Source organism: Anaerococcus sp. Marseille-P3625, assembly GCF_900232825.1.
GTDB lineage: Bacteria > Bacillota > Clostridia > Tissierellales > Peptoniphilaceae > Anaerococcus.
In genome coordinates this window covers 51,330-68,587 of sequence record NZ_OCTP01000011.1, presented here as the reverse complement: position 1 = coordinate 68,587, position 17,258 = coordinate 51,330, and the positions used below count along the sequence as shown (strand labels likewise).

At 33.6% G+C, this 17,258-nt stretch carries 10 protein-coding genes; 8 read left to right on the top strand and 2 right to left on the bottom strand.

Translation table 11 applies throughout. The features are described 5' to 3' along the window. The first annotated feature begins 247 nt into the window (after positions 1-247). On the top strand, positions 248-1,102 hold the full coding sequence (locus tag CS884_RS05225) for an SH3 domain-containing protein (RefSeq protein WP_099321004.1): 855 nt from the start codon (positions 248-250) through the stop codon (positions 1,100-1,102). A 113-nt stretch (positions 1,103-1,215) separates the two neighbouring features. After that, complete coding sequence (locus CS884_RS05220) at positions 1,216-1,737, top strand: peptidylprolyl isomerase (RefSeq protein ID WP_099321003.1); 522 nt, start codon at positions 1,216-1,218, stop codon at positions 1,735-1,737. Between the two features lie 129 nt (positions 1,738-1,866). Here CS884_RS05220 and CS884_RS05215 read toward each other — a convergent pair whose 3' ends face one another. Next, positions 1,867-3,765 carry a fructose-1,6-bisphosphatase gene (locus CS884_RS05215; protein ID WP_099321002.1) on the bottom strand — a complete coding sequence of 633 codons (1,899 nt, stop codon included), beginning with the start codon at positions 3,763-3,765 and terminating at the stop codon, positions 1,867-1,869. Between the two features lie 43 nt (positions 3,766-3,808). Further along, positions 3,809-4,594: a hypothetical protein gene (locus tag CS884_RS05210; protein WP_099321001.1), complete on the bottom strand. Its 786-nt coding sequence runs from the start codon at positions 4,592-4,594 to the stop codon at positions 3,809-3,811. Between the two features lie 292 nt (positions 4,595-4,886). Between CS884_RS05210 and CS884_RS05205 the strand changes: the two genes are divergently transcribed. From CS884_RS05205 to CS884_RS05180, 6 genes are all read left to right on the top strand, one after another. Next, positions 4,887-8,654 carry a DNA-directed RNA polymerase subunit beta gene (locus tag CS884_RS05205; RefSeq protein ID WP_099321000.1) on the top strand — a complete coding sequence of 1,256 codons (3,768 nt, stop codon included), beginning with the start codon at positions 4,887-4,889 and terminating at the stop codon, positions 8,652-8,654. Between the two features lie 8 nt (positions 8,655-8,662). Further along, on the top strand, positions 8,663-12,214 hold the full coding sequence (gene rpoC / locus CS884_RS05200; protein WP_099320999.1) for a DNA-directed RNA polymerase subunit beta': 3,552 nt from the start codon (positions 8,663-8,665) through the stop codon (positions 12,212-12,214). 286 nt (positions 12,215-12,500) lie between these two features. Continuing rightward, the gene (locus tag CS884_RS05195; RefSeq protein ID WP_099320998.1) at positions 12,501-14,198 is read left to right on the top strand and encodes a peptide ABC transporter substrate-binding protein; all 1,698 of its coding nucleotides are present in this window, start codon (positions 12,501-12,503) and stop codon (positions 14,196-14,198) included. Between the two features lie 70 nt (positions 14,199-14,268). After that, complete coding sequence (locus CS884_RS05190) at positions 14,269-15,195, top strand: ABC transporter permease (protein WP_099320997.1); 927 nt, start codon at positions 14,269-14,271, stop codon at positions 15,193-15,195. An 8-nt stretch (positions 15,196-15,203) separates the two neighbouring features. Continuing rightward, complete coding sequence (locus tag CS884_RS05185; RefSeq protein ID WP_099320996.1) at positions 15,204-16,121, top strand: ABC transporter permease; 918 nt, start codon at positions 15,204-15,206, stop codon at positions 16,119-16,121. Between the two features lie 5 nt (positions 16,122-16,126). Further along, the gene (locus CS884_RS05180; protein ID WP_099320995.1) at positions 16,127-17,257 is read left to right on the top strand and encodes an ABC transporter ATP-binding protein; all 1,131 of its coding nucleotides are present in this window, start codon (positions 16,127-16,129) and stop codon (positions 17,255-17,257) included. The last annotated feature ends 1 nt before the right edge of the window (position 17,258 follow it).

The window sequence follows — 17,258 nt, the reverse complement described above, 5'->3', positions numbered from 1 at the left end:
TTTTGAGGAAAATGTGTAGAAATAGCTATCTAAAAGCATAAATTTCTAATAAAAATCGAGCGTAATTTTGTTTAAAAGCTTGAAATATCAAAGATTCACAAAATAATAAAATAAAAATATATTAAAAAGAATCCACATAATTTCCACACAATTACAAGATATAATTACTCTTGTAAAAAAGAGTTGTTAACATTTTGTAACTATTGTTACAAAACATAATAATAAAAATGAAAGGAAATTAATACATATGATTAATTTTAAAAAATATATACTTGCAACAGCTTTAGTTTTCCCATCAATAATAGCTATAAATGCAAAAGAATCTGATGCAGCAAAGGCAGTAATAGATAAAAACTTAGCTAATGCAGTAAACGTAAGAAACCAAGCAAACTTAGGAGATAATGTAATGGGACTTATCTCAGATCAAGAAAAAAGCTATGAAGTTAAAGCTGACCAAGGAGATTGGTTAAAAATCGACTTTAATGGAAAAGATGCTTTTGTATCAAGAAGATATTTCCATATACTTGGAGAAGATACGATTGTAGCAGCAACAAATTTCAGAGATAAACCAACAATAAACTCCAATGTTATGAGCATTTTACAAAAAGGTGAGCTTGTTGAAGTAATAGAAGTTTCTGAAAATGGTTATGTAAAAGTAGATATTAATGGAAAAATCGGTTATGTTTACCACAACTTACTAGAAAGCTTTAGAGAAAAGAACGTAGCTTTAGAAAAAAATGCTAAGGCTAAAGAAAATAAACAAGCTCAACAAGCTCAACAAACTCAAACAAACAACAATCAAAGCTCTCAAGTAAACCAACAAGCAACTCAACAACAAAGCCAAGAAGATCAAGGTCAAGTAGAATATCAAGCTACTACAAACTGGGCAAAAGAATGGATAGCTCAAAGAGAATCTAATGGTTCATACACAGCTTACAATCCAAGAGGGGGTTATTATGGTAGATATCAACTTAACCCATCATTAATTCATTACGGTGCAAGCCCAGCAGAACAAGAAGCAGCAGCTGATAATTATGTTTACCAAAGATACGGTTCATGGGAAGCAGCTCAACAATTCTGGGCATCACATGGCTGGTATTAAAAATATTTAGCATCCTCATTTATGGGGATGTTTTTTCTTTGGAAATTTTCCTAGAGAAATAAATTAAGGCTGGTAAAATATAAACTATCAATAAATAAACAAAGGAGTTAATAATGGCAAAAAATCCTATAGTTACTTTTGAAATGGAAAATGGAGATATCTTTAAGGCAGAACTTTATCCAGAAATCGCACCAAACACTGTAAATAATTTTATTTCCCTAATAAATAGCAATTTTTACGATGGCTTAATTTTTCATAGAGTCATCAAAAATTTCATGATCCAAGGTGGAGATCCACAAGGAACAGGAATGGGTGGTCCAGGCTATTCAATTAAGGGGGAATTTTCTTCAAACGGATTTAAAAATGATTTAGCTCACAAGGCCGGAGTTTTGTCAATGGCAAGATCAATGATGCCAGATTCAGCAGGAAGTCAATTTTTTATAATGCACAAGGACAGTCCACACTTAGATGGAGAATACGCAGCTTTTGGCAAAGTTATAGAAGGTATGGATATAATTGATAAAATTGCAAATGTAAAAACTGATAGAGCCGATAGACCAGTAGAAGAACAAAAAATGAAAAAAGTCACAGTTGAAACTTTTGGAGAAAATTATCCAGAAGTTGAAAAATATTAATCTAAAAAGGAATCTCTTGTAGGGAAAAAATAAATTTTCCAAGAGATTCCTTTTTTATTGAAACATTTTTGCATTTTGGTCAAAAATTTCTAATCTGATATTTACTTATCTTAGATTTAAAAATCTATACTAAATATTGTCGTAATTTTTTAGGAGATTTTCCAAAACTTCTATACGTTCTTTTAGTTCTTTTCCTTGGTCTGTATCTTTTAGAAGCATTCTTGGGTGTAGAACTTCAACTTCTTTGATGTTTGGCCTGTAAGAATTGACTCCATCAGTTATGGATTCGTAACTTCTATGCTCTGCAAGCGAAACTGCATGGGAGTTATAAACTAAGGTGTAGCCAGCTATGCCTGTTTTTGCCTGGTAAGGTTTTGATATTCCACCATCTATTACATATAATTTGTTGTTGGCCTTTACAGGTGAATCTCCCTTGGTAGTTTTTACTGGAACGTGGCCATTTACAATTCTTCTTCTAGTCGATTTAACGTTAAATTCATCCAAAATCATATCGACAATTTCTTCGTTATTGGATAACTTAAAATATGGATTGTAGTCTTCTTTTTTTAAGTCTTTGTTGTCTACAAAAATATTCTCAAAGTAAGAAAACTGACTTTTGCCAAAAATCGGAGAATTTCTACCATTAAAAAGATACCACATAACATCAACTGAATAAGGGTCCTTATTATAAAATGCTTCTCTAGCAACGCTATCAAATTTATCCATCATAGCTTTGCCTTTAAAAACTCCTCCGTCAATTTCTACTTCCCTAAAAGATCCATCGTCATTTAGTGGAATGCAACCGTGAAAGAGCAAAGAACCATTTTCCACCTTATAAAGTCCACCTTTTTCGTACAAAAATGAAATGTGTGTTTTAAGTTTGCTAGCCCTCATGAAATCCTGTTGAAGATTATCTATAACGTGTTTTTCACCTTTTGTAAGTTCTAGTGGATTTTTAGGATTAACTGTAGGTAAGTTTGTATCCTTTAAAGGCTCGCCCTTGTAAGTCATGTTTGTAAAATCAATATGTTTTAAGAAATTTCTATCATCCATATTAAATTCTTTGTTGCGTTCGATCAATTGCCCATCTAATTTATATCTTATAATTGAAATAGCCTTAAACATCTTGGCTGCAACTAAAGAATCGATATTATCGTAGTGATTTTCATCAAAAATTCTCGGCATGAACAATTCGCAAGGGTCTTCCCTATAATTTTTCATAGTAAATTCATAGAGTGGGCGAAGATTTATTCCATAACCATCTTCAAGCATATCAAAATTGTTATATTGGATTGCATTTGCAACACAAGCAGCAGTAAGAGCCTTACAGCCACAGACAGCTCCCATCCATTCTATATCGTGATTACCCCATTGTATATCAACATTAGGGAAATTTATTAGCTCATCTAAAATTATTTGTGGAGATGGACCTCTATCGAAGATATCGCCTACAACGTGAAGCTTATCTACGCTTACTCTTTGGATTAGCTTTGAAATAAGTATTATAAAATCTTGAGCGGCTCCGTATTTTACGACATTATCGACAAGGTTATCGTAATAAACTTTCTTGTTAAATTCTGAATCGTTGGTGTAAAGAAGCTCATCTACAATGTTTGTATAGGAAGTACCAAACTTTCTTTTGACATAATCTTTGGCGTATTTGGTTGAAACAAATCTAAACAGAGATACTAGCCTATGAATAGTTATGGTAAGATAATCTTCGTTAAGATTTCCCTTAAGCTCAAGATCGTGCAGCACTTCTTTGGGATTATAAACCAAGTCAACCAAGCTATCTTGTTCTTCTTTTAAGAGAGTATCGCCAAAATTTAGAGAAGTTTTTTCCCTAATATTTCCTGAAGCAGACTTTAGCAAATGCAAAAAAGCACTAGCCTCACCATGGATATCAGAGAAAAAATACTCGGTTCCTTTTGGCAAATAAAGCTTTGAATTTAGAGAAATAAGTTCGTTTCTTACCTTAGACTTGCTGTCGTAATGTTCCTTTAGCAACTTGTAACAATTTTTTTCCATAAAAAATCTCCTTAATTAAAATCCAAGTAAAAAGCTATAGTTACTAGTCTATTTTTTTAGTTTCATCATCTTTATAAGCATTAGTAATAACAACTTCCTCTGAATTTTCGTCACTTAGCTCATTTGGATTACTTTGGTAAACTAATTTATCGTCAATTTCTTCATGGGTATTAGAATCTTCTATAAGTTTAGCAGAATCGACAACCATTGGATCCTCATTTTTAGTTTCTATAACAAAATTATTTTCATCGTCGCTTTCTTTTGCGTAAATTTTAACTTTTTCTTCTGTATCATTTGACTCATTTTCTTCAATATCAGATTTTCTCTCAAACTCTATATAATCATTTGCTTTTTTATTTTCCTTATCATTATCATCAGAAATTTCAAAATCTTCATCATCTACATATAGGCCACGAGCTTTGGCTATTAATCCAAAAATAGAATTAATTACAATAAGTCCGTTAAGGGCAAAAAATACGTAGATAAAGAATTTTTGTTCATTTCTCAAGCTAATAAATATAAATCCATCTAAGGCTAAAAAAATTAAAGCAAAAAGTAGGTTAGACAAATGAAATTTACCAGTATCTGCTGCTTTAAAAATATGTCTAGTTATTATAATATTAAGGATAAAAAATATAGCAAAAACCATTATTAGACTTGCTTTTATCAAGGCTTTGGGGATAAAATTAAATCCTATCATATCAAAAGATGCGTAAAGTAAATTAATATCGACCAAAATTGTAAAAGCTATTGCAAGTAAAAACAAAATTGTAACTACGGATCGGAATAATCCGGTAATTGTGCTTATAAATTTAATTAAATTTTTCATAGATCCTCCATTAGTAATATTATAACATAAGTGGCCTTTACAAATAAATATCCTAGAGAAAATTATAAATATGTGGTATAATAAAAAAATTGTGTTTACAATACCAATTATTGTATGTATAGTAAGAGTAATGTAATTTATTTTAATATTATTTTCTGAAATTCCAGTTGACAAATCTAGGTAATCCGTGGTATAATATACCATTGCTAGAAATCTATATACCTAGATTTTTGTAGGATTTTAGGCTAATTTTTAGCCTTTCGTGTTTAAAAGAGTGAAGGAGTTTTAATTAATGGTCCAATATCACAAAGAGTTCTTTGGAAAAACTGAAAGAGTGAGTTTTTCTAAATTTCCTCAAGTCTTAGATTTACCTAATTTACTAAAAGTTCAAAAAGATTCTTATCAATGGTTCTTAGATGAGGGCCTAGGTCAAATTTTAGAAGACATTTCTCCAATTGAGGATTACAACGGCAATTTAATACTTGAATTTGTAGGCTATGAGTTTGACGATCAAACAAAATATAGTATTCAAGAGGCAAAATATAAGGATACAACTTATTCAAGAGATTTAAAAGTCAAAGCTCGTCTTATCAATAAAGAGACAGAAGAAGTAAAAGAGCAAGAAGTTTTTATGGGAGATTTCCCTATGATGACAGATTCTGCAACCTTTGTAATTAATGGTGCAGAAAGGGTTATAGTAAGTCAGCTTGTAAGAAGTCCTGGCGTTTATTACGCAGAAGAAACTGACAAAAGCGGAGATGAACTTTATTCTTGTACTGTAATACCAAATAGAGGAGCTTGGATAGAATTTGATACTGATGCTAGTCATACAGTAAATGTTCGCTTGGATAGGACAAGAAAGCTTCCAGCTACTACTTTGGTTAGAGCCTTATTATTCCAAACTGATGATGAAATAATAAAAGCTTTAGGAGATACCAAACATCTTAGAACAACACTTGAAAAAGAAAATTCACAAACAAGTGAAGAAGCACTAATAGATATTTATAGAAAGCTTAAACCAGGAGATCCTGCAAGTTTAGAATCTGCTCAAAACCTAATAAATAATTTATTATTTGACGATAGAAGATATGACTTGGCAAAAGTTGGTAGATATAAATATAACCAAAAGCTTGCCCTATGGCCAAGAATTGAAGGCGAAAAAGCAGCAGGAGATGTAATTGATGGCGAAACTGGTGAACTTTTTGTAAAAAAAGGCGAAGTTATTGATAAATCTACAGCAATTGCTATAGAAAATGCCGGAATTAATTCTGTTGATATTTTAGCAGAAAAAAATGAAGATGAATATCAAGTTTTAAAAATCGTAGGCAATCATTTTGTAGATATCAAATCTTTTGAAGAATTAAAAGATGTTGATTATGACATAGATGAATTTGCTGAAAAAGTTTATTATCCAGTAATGAGAGAAATAATCGATGAAGCTAGCGATAATGAAGAAATTCTTTCTATGATGATAAAAAGAAAGAAAGAACTTGCGCCAAAAAATATTACAAGAAGTGACTTACTAGCCATAGTAAATTACCAATTTAACCTTTTTGAGGGAATTGGAGATGTTGACGATATTGACCATTTGGGCAATCGTAGAGTTCGTGGAGTTGGAGAATTACTTCAAAATCAATTTAGAGTAGGTCTTGCTCGTATGGAAAGAGTTGTTCGTGAAAGAATGACAACTCAAGATCCTGATCTTGCAACACCACAAGGACTAATTAATATTAAACCTGTTACTGCAGTTATAAAAGAATTCTTTGGTTCATCCCAACTTTCTCAATTTATGGATCAGACAAATCCAATGAGTGAGTTAACTCACAAAAGACGTCTATCAGCTCTAGGGCCTGGTGGTTTATCAAGAGATCGTGCAGGAGTTGAAGTTCGTGACGTTCACGATTCTCACTATGGTAGAATTTGTCCAATAGAAACTCCAGAAGGACCTAATATAGGACTTATAACCTCTCTTACAACCTATGCAAGAGTTAACAAATATGGTTTTATCGAAACTCCTTATAGAATTGTAGAAGCAGGAGGAAAAGTAACTGACCAAATAGACTATCTAACAGCAGATGTTGAAGATAATTTTATTATAGCTCAAGCTAACGAACCACTTGACGATAACAGTGTTTTTGTAAACGAGAGAGTTTCAGGACGTGGTTACAAGGGTGAAAATGATATTTATCCAAGAGAATCCATCCAATATATGGACGTTTCTCCTCAACAAATAGTTTCTGTTGGAGCATCACTAATTCCATTTTTGGAAAACGACGATAGTACCCGTGCTCTAATGGGTGCCAACATGCAACGTCAAGCAGTTCCACTTCTAAAATCTGAAGCACCTATCGTTGCAACAGGTATTGAACATAGAGCAGCCAAAGACTCTGGGGTTTGCGTAGTTAGCAAAAACGCTGGGGAAGTTGTTTATGTTGGAGATGAAAAAATAAAAGTAAAAAGAGATGACAATGGTGAAATTGAAGTCTACGATCTACTTAAATTTAAAAGAGCCAACCAAGGAACAACCATAAACCAAAGACCGATTGTAAAACTTCACGATAAGGTTTTTGCCAATGAAATTTTGGCAGATGGTCCTTCAACCAAAGATGGGGAACTTGCTTTAGGAAAAAATATCCTAATTGCCTTTACAACTTGGGAAGGTTACAACTTCGAGGATGCTATGCTTCTTAATGAGGAGCTTGTTATAGATGATGTTTTAACATCAGTTCATATAGAAGAGCATGAATGCGAAGCTCGTGAAACAAAACTTGGTGCCGAAGAAATAACCAAAGATATACCAAATGTTGGCGATGATATGAAGAAAAACCTTGATGCTAACGGAATCATTCGTATAGGAGCTGAGGTAAAATCTGGCGATATCTTAGTTGGAAAAGTTTCACCAAAAGGAGAAACAGAATTATCACCAGAAGAAAGACTTCTTCGTGCAATATTTGGCGAAAAAGCTCGTGAAGTTCGCGATACATCACTAAAAGTACCTCATGGTGAAGAAGGTATTGTAGTAGATGTAAAAGAATATGACAAAAAAGATGGAGACGAATTATCTCCAGGTGTAAATAAAGTAATTAGAGTTTATGTAGCTACAAAAAGAAAAATAATGGTAGGCGATAAGATGTGTGGTCGCCATGGTAACAAGGGTGTCGTTTCAAGAATTTTACCAAGAGAAGATATGCCATTTTTACCAGATGGAACACCAATACAAATTTGCCTAAACCCATTAGGTATACCAAGCCGTATGAACCTTGGACAAGTACTTGAAGTTCACATGGGACTTGCTGCAAGAGCTATGGGTTGGAAAATAGCTACTCCAGTATTTGATGGTGCAATGGATACTGAAATTGAAGATGCTCTTGAAGAAGCTTCAAAAACTGCACCATATATCAACAAAACTGGTAAAATTCTTCTTCGTGATGGTAGAACTGGGGAAAATTTTGAAAATCCAGTAACAGTTGGCGTAATGTATATGCTAAAACTTCATCACATGGTTGAAGAAAAAATCCACGCTAGATCCATTGGACCATACTCACTTGTAACCCAACAACCACTTGGTGGTAAGGCACAATTTGGTGGTCAAAGATTTGGAGAAATGGAAGTTTGGGCTTTGGAAGCTTATGGTGCAAGCCATACCCTCCAAGAAATTCTAACTGTAAAATCAGATGATGTTACAGGACGTGTAAAAACTTACGAATCCATTGTAAAAGGCGAAAATATCCCAGATCCAGGAACTCCAGAATCATTCAAAGTTCTAGTAAAAGAGCTTCAATCACTTGCCCTAGATGTTGAGCTATTAGATGATGATGGTTCAGTAATAGAAATTAAAGAAAATGTAGACGAACAAGATAGATTTAGTCAAGTTGACAAAATAGATGCATCAAAAATAAAATCCCAAACAAGATCTTTAACACAAAACTTGAATAGTTCAGAAGAAAATGAAAGCGAAAGTGAAGAAGATAGTGAAGATATTCAAATAGAAGAAGAATTTGAAAGCCTATATCAAAAAGATTCAGAAACTGACGGATTTAGCATCAAGGAAGTAGAATAGGGAGATTTATGAGCGAATTACAAAATTTTGACGGGATGAGGATGAAAATTGCATCCCCTGAAAAAATCAGATCCTGGTCTCATGGTGAAGTTAAAAAACCAGAGACAATCAATTATAGAACCCTTAAACCAGAAAAAGATGGTCTATTTTGCGAAAAAATATTTGGACCAACCAAAGACTATGAGTGTTCTTGCGGCAAATACAAGAGAATTAGATATAAGGGCGTAGTTTGTGAAAAATGTGGAGTTGAAGTAACAAAGGCAAAAGTTCGTCGTGAAAGAATGGGACACATTGAACTAGCTGCTCCAGTAAGTCATATTTGGTATTTTAAAGGAATTCCATCAAAAATGGGATTACTACTTGATATGAGTCCTAGAATCCTTGAGAAAATCCTTTATTTTGCCTCTTATGTAGTAATAAATCCTGGCCAGACAGACCTATACGTTAAGCAAGAAATTTCTGAAACAGAATATCAAGATATAATAGAAAAATATCCAGACGATACAGAATTTAAGGCTGCTATGGGCGCTGAAGCTGTTAAGGAATTACTAGCAAATATAGACTTAGAAAAAGAATATGAACTATTGATGAAAGAGCTTGAAGAAGCAACAGGTCAAAAGAAAGTTAGAATTTCAAGACGTCTTGAAGTTGTAGATGCTTTTATAACAAGTGGCAACAAACCTGAATGGATGATTCTTGACGTTCTTCCAGTTATGCCACCAGAGCTTAGACCAATGGTGCAACTTGAAGGTGGAAGATTTGCCACATCTGACCTAAATGATCTTTATAGACGTGTAATCAATAGAAATAACAGATTAAAAAGACTTTTAGATATTGGAGCTCCAGAAATCATCGTAAGAAACGAAAAAAGAATGCTTCAAGAAGCTGTCGATGCCCTAATAGACAATGGTAGAAGAGGAAGAGCTGTAACAGGTGCTTCTAATAGAAATATGAAATCTCTATCAGATCTTCTAAAAGGAAAATCCGGACGTTTTAGACAAAACTTACTAGGTAAACGTGTAGATTATTCAGGCCGTTCAGTAATAGTTGTAGGTCCAGATCTAAAATTTAACCAATGTGGTTTACCACAAGAGATGGCACTTGAATTATTTAAGCCATTTATAATGAATAAGGTCGTAGATCGTGGCATGGCTCACAATCTAAAAGCTGCCAAGAAAATGGTAGAGAAAAAAGATCCAAGAGTTTATGAAGTCTTAGAAGAAGTTATAAAAGATCATCCAGTCTTATTAAACCGTGCCCCTACTTTGCACAGACTTGGTATTCAAGCTTTTGAACCAGTTCTTGTAGAAGGTAAGGCAATAAAACTACATCCACTTGCTTGTAACGCATTTAATGCGGACTTTGATGGTGACCAAATGGCTATCCACTTGCCATTATCAAATGAAGCACAAATAGAAGCAAGACTTTTGATGATGTCAACAAATAATATTTTAGGCTTAAAAGATGGAAAACCAATAACCACACCTTCTCAAGATATGGTATTAGGTGCATATTATCTAACAACTATCAAAGAAGGCGCCAAAGGCGAGGGAATGGTTTTTGAATCAACCAATGAAATGAAAAAAGCTCTTCTAACAGGAGCAGTAGAATTTCAAAGTGAAGTTTCAGTAAGAATCAAAAAAGACCCAGAAGATAAGGGCAAAATTGTAAAATCTTCTGTAGGTAGATTTATCTATAACGAGGGAATTCCTCAAGATTTAGGTTATGTAAATCGAAAAGAAGATCCATATTCACTAGAAATAGATCAAGTTATCGATTCTGGTGTTCTAAAAGATATAGTAGGTAGGTGTTTTAGAAAACATGGCAATATCAAAACTGCAGAAGTTTTGGACTATATCAAACAAACAGGCTATAAATACTCAACCCTTTCAGGACTTACAGTTTCTATGGCAGATGTAAATATTCCAAAAGAAAAATGGGATATCATAGCTGAAGCTGATAACGAAGTTGACAAATACGAAAAACTTTACAGACGTGGTCTTATAACAGATGACGAAAGATATGAAAAAGTAATAGATATTTGGAGAATTACAACAGATAGGGTAACAGACGCTCTACTAAGTGATTTGCGTGATGATAACAACATAAAAATCTTTGCAGATTCTGGTGCCCGTGGTTCAACCAACCAAATCAGACAATTAGGCGGTATGCGTGGACTAATGAGCCAGGCTGATGGTAAAACAATAGAAATTCCAGTAAAGGCAAACTTTAGAGAAGGACTTTCTGTACAAGAATACTTTATCTCAAGCCACGGTTCTCGTAAGGGTCTTACAGATACAGCTCTAAGAACAGCAGACTCAGGTTACTTAACTCGTAGGATGGTAGATATTTCTCAAGATGTAATAGTTACAGAAGATGATTGTCATACCCATAGTTATGTTGAAGCCTACGAATTTAAAGATGGCAACGAACTAGTAGAAAACTTATACACCCGTATAGTTGGTAGAACTTCATTTGAAGATATAAAAGATGAAAATGGAGAGCTAATTGCTAGCAAAGATCAATTAATAGATGAAGATACAGCCGATAGAATAGTTCAAGCAGGCATAAAGAAAGTAAAACTACGTTCAGTTCTTGAATGTAAGGCTAAACAAGGTGTTTGCGCAAAATGCTATGGTAGAAACTTAGCAACAGGAAAACCAGTTAATATTGGAGAGGCTGTAGGAATAATAGCAGCTCAATCAATAGGTGAGCCTGGTACACAACTTACCATGAGAACCTTCCACTCAGGTGGTATAGCAGGAGTAGGAATAACCTCAGGTCTTCCAAGAGTTGAAGAATTATTTGAAGCTCGTAAACCTAAAGGACTTGCTTATATAGCAGAAAATTCTGGAACTGTAAGTCTAATCCAAAATGAAAAGAAAACTGACGTAGAAATCTTATCAGAAGATGGCTATGCTCAAAAATATAACATTCCATTTGGCTCAAGAATTCTTGTCCACGATGGAGATGTGGTAGAAAAGGGAGCTCAACTAACAGAAGGTTCTCTAGATCCACATGATGTATTAAATGTTTTAGGCAAAGTTGGAGTTCAAAATTATATCACCAAGGAAGTACAAAAAGTTTACCGTATCCAAGGTGTAGAAATTGACGATAGACATATAGAAGTAATAACTCGTCAAATGCTAAAGAAAGTAAAAATTGAAGATTCTGGAGATAGTCAATTCTTACCAGGATCCTTGCAAGAAAGACGAGAAGTTGAGCAAGTTAATGAAAAATTGGAAGCAGAAGGCAAAATGCCAGCTAAATACAGCCAAGAGTTACTTGGAATAACCAAGGCATCTCTTGCAACAAATTCATGGCTATCAGCAGCTTCTTTCCAAGAAACAACAAGAGTTCTAACAGATGCATCAATCAAAGGCAAAGTCGATGATCTAATGGGTCTTAAAGAAAATATCATAATAGGAAAACTAATACCAGCAGGAACTGGTATGAGACGCTACAACGATGTAGAAATAGATTATGAAACAAAAGAGCTAGAAGATGCACAAATTGCCATGAACATGGAAGCTTTAGAAAAAGAAGAAGCGCAAATATAAATTTTAAGGACTGTTTAAGGAAAATTTATTCCCTAACAGTCCTTTTTAATTTGCTATAACAATATCAAGATATCACTTTATAAAAAATCAACTTTAAAGCAAATGAAATAAAAGATAAATATTTGTATTATTATTCACTATAATTAAGGAAAATATGAAAACCTTAGTCAAATATGCAAAAAATCTTTAAAAAAAATTTACATTATTCATTTTATCTGTTATAATGCTGTTGGTGGGAAAAATAATCCACCTACATATTATAAAATCAGGAGGAGAAATTTTTAATATGAAAAGGTTTACTAAAGTTCTTCCTTTAGTTTTTGCATTAGTTTTCACAGCTTGTGGAAATAACGCAGATAAGAAAACAGAGGAAAACAAAGAAGCTAGCACAGAAACAAAAACAACAGAACAAGCTAGCACAGAGACAGCAACTAGTGGAGATAAAACTGTTTACAATTCTTTTATAGCAGCAGATCCAAACTCTATAGATGCTCAAAGAGGTTCAGATACATATGGTAACACAGTAGTTAACAACATCTACGAACCACTTTTAAGATTAGTTGAAGACGGTGATGGACTAAAAGTTGAAGAAGCAGCAGCTGAAAGCTGGGAACTTTCTGAAGATGGTAAAACATATACATTCCACATCAGACCAAATATGAAATGGGAAGATGGAGAGCCTTTAACAGCTAAAGACTTCGAATATGGTATCAAACGTACAGTAGATCCAAAAAGTGGTTCTGAAAGTGCCTTCTTACTTGCCGACATTGAAAACTTTATAGAATGTAACAAAGGCAAAAAACCACTTGATGAACTTGGAGTAAAAGCCACAGATGATATGACTCTAGAAATCAAATTATCTCATCCAGCAACTTACTTTACATCAATAATTCCATTTAGAGTTTGCTTCCCACAAAGACAAGACGTTGTAGAAGCAAAAGGTGATGCATTTGGTTCTGAAGCTGATACAGTAGTAGGATGCGGTCCTTTCAAACTAACAGAATGGACACACAACTCTCAATTAGTTCTTGAAAAGAACCCTGAATATTGGGATGCTGATAAGGTATCACTTGAAAAAGTTAACTTAAAAGTATTAACAGATATCAACGCTCGTATGAACGCTTTCCAAGCAAAAGAAATTATGTCAATAATTACAAACTTACCTGAATGGACACAAACATTTGATAAGATGGAAGGTATCGCAACAGCAGATGTGGCACTTCCATCAATGGATTACATGGTTCCAAACCACAAAGATGAGCTATTTAAAAACGCAAAAGTTAGAAAAGCCTTTAACCTTGCTTTAGATAGAGAAGGATTAAATGATGTTGTTCTTTCTGGACAATCAACACCAGCTTATTACTGGGTACCAGGTGCTATTACTCTAAATACAATAAACTTTAGAGAATTTGCTGGAGAACCACTAAAGAAAGCAATCGAAGAAAATTCTGACGTAAAAGCTTTACTTCAAGAAGGTCTTGATGAAATTGGCAAAGGTCAAAAACCAGAAGATCTTGAAATTAGCCTAATTATGACAAACGATACTTTCTTAAAAGCATATGGTGAATACCTACAAGAAAACCTACAACAAAAACTAGGTGTTAAAGTTAACCTAGAAACACTAGAATGGCCAGTTCTATCTAGTAGAGTTCAAAAAGGTGACTACCAATTAGCATTCTTAGCATGGTTTGCAGATTACAACAACCCATCAGCAATGCTTTCATTATTCAAATCTGATGCAGCAGCTGTAAACTCTGGTTGGACAAGCGCAGATTATGATAAACTAATTGATGAAGCAGCAATTGAAACTGATGATCAAAAAGCAGCAGAAATTTACAAAAACGCTGAACAAATGTTAGTTGATGAAGATGTTATCTATCCACTTATTACTGGTAAATCAACCCTATATTACCAAGATAATATAGAAAATATCAAAGTTAACCAATTCTCTACAGCTGGATATAAATATATCAAGATTAAATAAGAATAGAGAAAATATAAGAAAAGTAAGAAGCTGTTAGATTCTAACAGCTTCTGCAATTTTAGGAGATATAATGGCGAAATACATATTAAAGAGGTTATTATATATGGTTATAACCTTATTTATAATAACCACAATAACATTTTACCTAATGCACAATATTCAAGGTGATCCATTGACAGCAGCAGGTAAAACACTTCCAGCCCAAACGCTCGAAAACTATAGGATAAAATACGGTTTGGATAAGTCTACCACAGAGCAATATAAGATGTTCTTAGCTAATGCTATGCATGGAGATTTAGGTTCAAGTTTTAAATTTGCAGGTAGATCAGTTAGTGGAACTATTAAGGAAACTGCACCAATTTCTGGTAAAGTTGGTGGACAAGCAATGATAGTGGGTATTGTAATAGGTCTTACTTTTGGTATTATTGCAGCTCTTACCAGAAATAGATGGCCTGACTCGGTTATTAAAATTATTGCAATTATTGGAGTCACAGTTCCAGTTTTTGTTTTAGGATCACTTCTTCAATATTGGATGGGTGTAAAGAAGGGATGGTTCCCAACTTCTGGTTGGACAGGAGAATTTAAGTATTCTGTTATACCAACTATTGCCCTATGTTTTGGTTCTATTGCAACATATTCTAGATATATGAGAAGTAATGTTCTAGAAGTTTTAAATCAAGATTATATCTTGACTGCCCAAGCTAAGGGTGTTTCTAAATTTAACATTATAACCAAACACGTTCTAAGAAATGCTATGCTACCAATAGTTACAATCGTTGGACCACAAGTAGCAGCAATATTTACTGGATCTTTCATTATTGAAACTATGTTTTCAATTCCAGGACTTGGATATTATTTTGTAAACTCAGTTACTTCAAGAGACTATCCATTTATCATTGGAACTACTATATTTTATGCAGCATTATTCTTAGTTGTACAATTGTTAGTAGATATAGTTTATGGATTAGTAGATCCAAGAATAAAATTAGCTGAATAGGAGAATTTATGCAAAGTATTGATAAATCCTTATTTAATAAAATTTCTGATGATCAAAAATCTTCAGAATTTATAGCAAGACCAGTTGTTACTTATTGGTCAGATGCATGGAGAAGATTTAAGAAAAATAAACTCGCATTAATTTCCCTTATCATCTTAATTATTTTGACAGTTATGGTTATTATTGGACCAATGCTAACACCATATGAGTTTAATCAAATGGTTGGAGCAAAAAACCAAACACCAAATGCACAATTTTGGTTTGGTACTGATAACCTTGGTCGTGATATTTTCACAAGATTGTGGAGAGGTGGTAGAGTTTCTATCATAATTGGTATAGCAGGGGCTTTGATTTCTACAGTTATTGGTAGTGTTTATGGAGCTATTTCTGCTTATTTTGGTGGCAAAGTTGATACTATAATGATGAGAATTGTTGAAATTTTAATTTCAATTCCTTATATACTTATAGTAATAATTCTAAGACTTGCACTTGGTACATCAGGAATTGGTACTCTTATTCTTGCCATGACTATCACTGGTTGGTGTGGTCTTGCAAGACTTGTTAGAGGACAAATCTTATCTTTGAAGGAATATGACTATATTAAGGCTGCTCAAGTTCTTGGTGTAAGCAACAAAGACATAGTTTTAAAACACTTACTACCAAATACTTTAAATGTAATTTTGGTTTCAATTTCTTTTGATGTACCAGGTTATATTTTCTCAGAAGCTTTCCTAAGTTACTTATCACTTGGTGTACAACCACCTGAAACTTCTTGGGGCGCTATGGTTTCTGCAGCACAAAGTTATTTCCAATTCTATCCATACCAATTGCTATTCCCAGCTTTGATGATTGCCCTAACAATGCTTTCATTTACACTCCTTGGCGATGGACTTAGAGATGCCCTTGATCCAAATCTTAGAAGGTAGGTAATATGACAGAAGTAAAAACATTTAACTTAGCTAATAATATTAGTGAGAATGAAACAAACAAAGAAAATATTATAAAAGATGATGGTTTAAGCGTTGATAGAGTTAGTCATCATCAAATATTGTCTTACGAAAATAGGGATAAGGTTATAGAAGTTAGAGATTTAAACTTACACTTTGATACCTATGCTGGCGAAGTAAAGGCAATTAGAGGAGTTAGCTTTGATATTTACGATGGAGAAGTTTTAGCTTTAGTTGGTGAATCTGGTTGTGGTAAAACCGTTGTAAGTAAGTCAATTCTTCAAATTTTGCCAAATAATGCAATAATCCAAGAAGGCTCTGTAATTAATTATATGGGTAAGGATGTTATTCATATGAGTAAAGATGAGCTTAAAGATTACAAGGGTTCAGAAGTTTCAATGATTTTCCAAGACCCTATGACATCTTTAAACCCAACTACAAAAATTGGTAAACAAATTACAGAATCTTTGCTAATTCATACAAAAATGAGCAAAGCTGAAGCCAAAGCTGAGGCAATTAGACTTCTTGAAACTGTAAATATACCAAATGCTGCCAAAAGATTTAACCAATATCCATTTGAGCTTTCAGGTGGTATGCGTCAAAGAGTTATGATAGCAATTGCTCTTGCTTGTAATCCAAATGTTATTCTAGCAGATGAGCCAACAACAGCTTTGGATGTAACAATTCAAGCGCAAATCATCGACTTATTAAGAGAGCTAAAAGATAAACAAAATACATCTATAGTTCTTGTAACTCATGACCTTGGTGTAGTAGCAGATTTTGCAGATAGAATTCAAATAATGTATGCTGGCGAAATAATGGAAACTGGAACTGTAAGAGAAATCTTCTTTGATGGTAAACACCCTTACACCTGGGCTTTATTAAAATCAGTTCCTAAGATGAACTCTACAAAAGATGAAACTTTATATTCATTAAAGGGTACACCACCAGATCTAATTCAAGATATCAAAGGTTGTCCTTTTGTAGATAGGTGCGATTATGCTATGGAAATTTGTAGAGCTCAAAAACCACCGTTTTATGAATTCTCTAAATTCCACAAGTGCAGATGCTGGTTAAATCATGAATATGCACCAAAAGTAGAAAAACCTATATAGG

What these genes read in the sequence shown, in the direction of transcription:
- CS884_RS05220 (WP_099321003.1), top strand. Translation starts at nt 1,216, where the DNA reads ATGGCAAAAAATCCTATAGTTACTTTTGAAATGGAAAATGGAGATATC.
- CS884_RS05190 (WP_099320997.1), top strand. Translation starts at nt 14,269, where the DNA reads ATGGCGAAATACATATTAAAGAGGTTATTATATATGGTTATAACCTTA.
- CS884_RS05225 (WP_099321004.1), top strand. Translation starts at nt 248, where the DNA reads ATGATTAATTTTAAAAAATATATACTTGCAACAGCTTTAGTTTTCCCA.
- CS884_RS05185 (WP_099320996.1), top strand. Translation starts at nt 15,204, where the DNA reads ATGCAAAGTATTGATAAATCCTTATTTAATAAAATTTCTGATGATCAA.
- CS884_RS05180 (WP_099320995.1), top strand. Translation starts at nt 16,127, where the DNA reads ATGACAGAAGTAAAAACATTTAACTTAGCTAATAATATTAGTGAGAAT.
- CS884_RS05215 (WP_099321002.1), bottom strand. Translation starts at nt 3,765, where the DNA reads ATGGAAAAAAATTGTTACAAGTTGCTAAAGGAACATTACGACAGCAAG.
- rpoC (WP_099320999.1), top strand. Translation starts at nt 8,663, where the DNA reads ATGAGCGAATTACAAAATTTTGACGGGATGAGGATGAAAATTGCATCC.
- CS884_RS05205 (WP_099321000.1), top strand. Translation starts at nt 4,887, where the DNA reads ATGGTCCAATATCACAAAGAGTTCTTTGGAAAAACTGAAAGAGTGAGT.
- CS884_RS05195 (WP_099320998.1), top strand. Translation starts at nt 12,501, where the DNA reads ATGAAAAGGTTTACTAAAGTTCTTCCTTTAGTTTTTGCATTAGTTTTC.
- CS884_RS05210 (WP_099321001.1), bottom strand. Translation starts at nt 4,594, where the DNA reads ATGAAAAATTTAATTAAATTTATAAGCACAATTACCGGATTATTCCGA.